This is a genomic window from uncultured Aquabacterium sp., assembly GCF_913773725.1.
GTDB lineage: Bacteria > Pseudomonadota > Gammaproteobacteria > Burkholderiales > Burkholderiaceae_C > Aquabacterium.
The window spans coordinates 1-3,520 of sequence record NZ_CAJYGK010000108.1; the positions used below are offsets into that span (position 1 = coordinate 1).

3 protein-coding genes are annotated in these 3,520 nt (G+C 65.3%); 2 read left to right on the forward strand and 1 reads right to left on the reverse strand.

Annotated features, from left to right (window positions below):
- The coding region (locus QZ709_RS13085; RefSeq protein WP_294637725.1) for a type I secretion C-terminal target domain-containing protein at positions 1–2,143 on the forward strand (2,143 nt) is incomplete at its 5' end.
- 81 nt (positions 2,144–2,224) lie between these two features.
- Here QZ709_RS13085 and QZ709_RS13090 read toward each other — a convergent pair.
- Complete coding sequence (locus tag QZ709_RS13090) at positions 2,225–2,833, reverse strand: c-type cytochrome (protein ID WP_294637727.1); 609 nt, start codon at positions 2,831–2,833, stop codon at positions 2,225–2,227.
- Between the two features lie 199 nt (positions 2,834–3,032).
- On the opposite strand from QZ709_RS13090, the gene QZ709_RS13095 reads away from it, so the two are divergent.
- Positions 3,033–3,520 (forward strand): MoxR family ATPase (locus QZ709_RS13095; RefSeq protein WP_294637726.1); only part of this gene is annotated, 488 nt, incomplete at its 3' end.

Sequence of the window (3,520 nt, forward strand, 5' to 3'; positions counted from 1 at the left end):
CACGCCGGGCAAGGACGGTGACTACATCGGCAAGACCGGCACGGTCACCTTCGCCCCGGGCCAGACCACGGCCACCATCACGGTCGACATCAACGACGACGACACGTTCGAAGGCAGCGAGACCTTCAGCGTGGAGCTCAGCGACCCGGTGGGCGCCACCTTGGGCGCCGGCAGCACCGTGACCACCGCCATCAAGGACGATGGCACGGGCAGCGTCCCCCCGGGCGTGACGCCGGACGACGATCGTGCCACGCTGGCGGTGACGGGCGGCACGGTGGTTGAATCGGCAGGTCATGGCGTGTTCACGGTGACACTGTCGAATCCGCTCGCAGCACCCACGGTATTGAAACTGGCGCTGTCCGACGGTGGCGCGGGACAAGCCGCCAGTGGTGGTGGTGTGGACTACGGCACGGCGACCGGGAGCAGCATCGAGTTCTCCGTCAATGGCGGGCTGGACTGGATTGCTGGCTCCGAGGTGACTGTGCCGGCTGGTCAGACCACGGTGCTGGTGAGAACAGCCATTGTGAACGACACGGCCCACGAGTTCTCGGAGTCCGTCTCACTGACCGTGACCGCCGCGGATCCGGTCCCGTTCACCGCGACAAGCAGCACCGGCACGCTCGTGATCACGGATGACGATGTCACGGCGCCGAAGCTGACCATCGACAGCCGCAGCTACCATCTCTTCGAGGACTTCGAAGAGGTCACATTCGGCAGCGCCGGGTACACGCAGGCCGTGATCCCCTCGACCCTGTCCAGCGGCGACGGCGTGCTGATGACGGGCAATGCGTCCGGCCGGGTCGAGATCGGCCTGCCGAGCACCTATGGCGTCACCTCGACCAGCGGCAAGCTGCTCGAACTCGAGCGGTCGGCTGGTGACAAGGGCAACCTGCATACCGACATCCAGGCTCGTGCGGGCGAGGTCTACACCTTCTCGGTGGACTATGCCGCGCGAGGCGATCACACCACCAACTCCGCCGTGTACGTGTACTGGGGCGGACAGCTGGTGGGGGTCATGGACACTCGCAGCACGACGATGACGAACTTCGTCTTTACCCTGCTGGCAGAGACCTCTGGCACGCACCGACTTGAACTGCTGGCCGGGGATTCCAACTCCTTCGGCGGCCTCGTCGACAACATCCGTGTGGACCTGTTGCCCAACACCGGCTATCAGGGCTACAAGGTCAGCCTGCCGGTGATTGGCGCATCGCTGGTGGACGTCGGTGGCAGTCCGGAAAGCCTGTCGCTCACCATTGGCGGCCTGCCCGATGGGGCGGTGCTCACCGATGGTGTCCACACCTTCACGGCGACCGCTGGCACCCACAGCGCCATGGTCACCGATTGGGACCTGACCTCGTTGGTCGTGGTGCCGCCAGCGGCATTCACGGGCGACCTGTCACTCAGCGTGACGGCGACGGCGACCGACACGGTCACGGGTGTGGCGGCCAGCACGACTTCCGCCATCGACCTCAAGGTCCTCGCGGACACGGGAAATGCGGTCGGAACGGCCGGTGCGGACGTGTTCGCGGCCACTGCAGCGGGCCAGACGCTGATGGGGCTGGACGGCGACGACAGGCTGTTGGCCGCAGCGGGTGGCAGCACGCTCATCGGTGGCTCGGGCAATGACACCCTGGAAGGGGGCGAGGGCCGGGATGTGTTGTCGGGAGGTAGCGGCAACGATCGCCTCATTGGCGGCGGCGGCAACGACGTGCTGCAGGGCGGCGAGGGCGATGACAGGCTCACCGGAGGCGCCGGCGCCGATGTGTTCGCCTGGCACTTGGGCGATGCCCCGGCGGCGGGCGCAGGCCGTGCCACCGACACCATCACCGACTTCGATGTGAGGTCTGCCTCGGCCGGCGGCGACGTGCTCGACCTGCGCGACCTGCTGCAAGGCGAGAACGCATCGAACCTGACGCAGTACCTGGACTTCGACACCAGTTCCACACCGGGCAGCACCATCATCAAGGTGAGCACGGCAGGAGGTTTTGCAGGGGGCACGGCCACCGAGGCGGCCGAGAACCAACGCATCGTGCTGGAAGGCGTCAACCTCCGTGCGGATCTGGGGTTGCCGGGCGGCGCCAGCGATGCGGACGTCATCAACAAACTGATGTCGCTCAACAAGCTGGTGGTCGACAACGGCTGACGGCGTCACGCCCATCGCGAACGTCCGGGAACGGGCGCTCCCCTGGCAGGGAGTGCCCGTTCTGCATTCAGGGGCGCGGGTTCAGCGGAAACGCGCTTGGGGCACGGTCTTCAGATCGCCCTGCAGCCCGGATGCATAGTCGGCCAGCAGCTTCAGCTCGGCCTGCGTGAAGGATTTGACCTGGGCGGACATGATGGCGTTGTTGCGGCCGATCGGTCCCTTGCCGCTCACCTGGTAGGCCTTCAACGCCACGTACAGGTAGTCGGCATGCTGGCCCGCCAGCTTGGGGTAGCTGGCATCGATGGGCTTGTTCAGCCCTTCGCCATGACAAGCGATGCAGTTGCCCTTGGTCAACAGGGCCTGCACTTGCTGCGAGGGTGCTCTGCCCCGGCCACCGGCGCCGGGAAGATCCTTGCCGTGAGCCTCGTAGTACGCCGCGATGTCCTGAATGTCCTGATCGGTCAGCGAGGCCGCCACGCCCTTCATGGTCGGGTGCTTGCGATCACCCTGTCGGTAGGCCGTGAGCGCCGCAGCGATGTACTTCGCGTTCTGACCGGAGATCATCGGCACCTTGTGCACTTCCGGGAAGCTCGCCTGGTAGCCCGGGATGCTGTGGCACCCGATGCACATGGCGACCTTCGAGGTGATGCCTTTGGGCGTGTCGTCGGCCATGGCCGGGCCCGTCGCCATGCCGGCCAGCATCAGGATGCCGATCAGAGGGCGAAGGTGGGGAACGAGGCGGCCGGACAGGCCGGGAGACAGCACGGACAGTGTTTTCATGGGCATGCAGGTGAGGGATTTACTGACGCAGGGAAAAACACGAACCACAAACCCATTATTGGGGGGCGTCCTATACTCGAACACAGTAACAACCCGGTTGAGACTGCGCATGAAATTCCAAGGTACCGATCAATACGTGGCCACCGATGACCTGAAACTGGCGGTCAACGCGGCGCTCAAGCTGCAACGCCCGCTGCTGGTCAAGGGCGAGCCGGGCACGGGCAAGACCATGCTGGCCGAGCAGGTCTCCGAGGCCCTCGGGATGCCGCTGCTGCAGTGGCACATCAAGTCGACCACCAAGGCACAGCAGGGCCTGTACGAGTACGACGCTGTCAGCCGCCTGCGTGACAGCCAGCTCGGCGATGAAAAGGTGCGGGACATCCACAACTACATCGTCAAGGGGGTGTTGTGGCAGGCCTTCGAATCGGAGCAGCCCGTGGCCCTGCTGATCGACGAGATCGACAAGGCGGACATCGAGTTCCCCAACGACCTGTTACGCGAGCTCGACCGCATGGAGTTCTACGTCTATGAGACGCGGCAGCTGGTCAAGGCCCGCCACCGCCCGCTGGTCATCATCACGTCGAACAACGAGAAGGA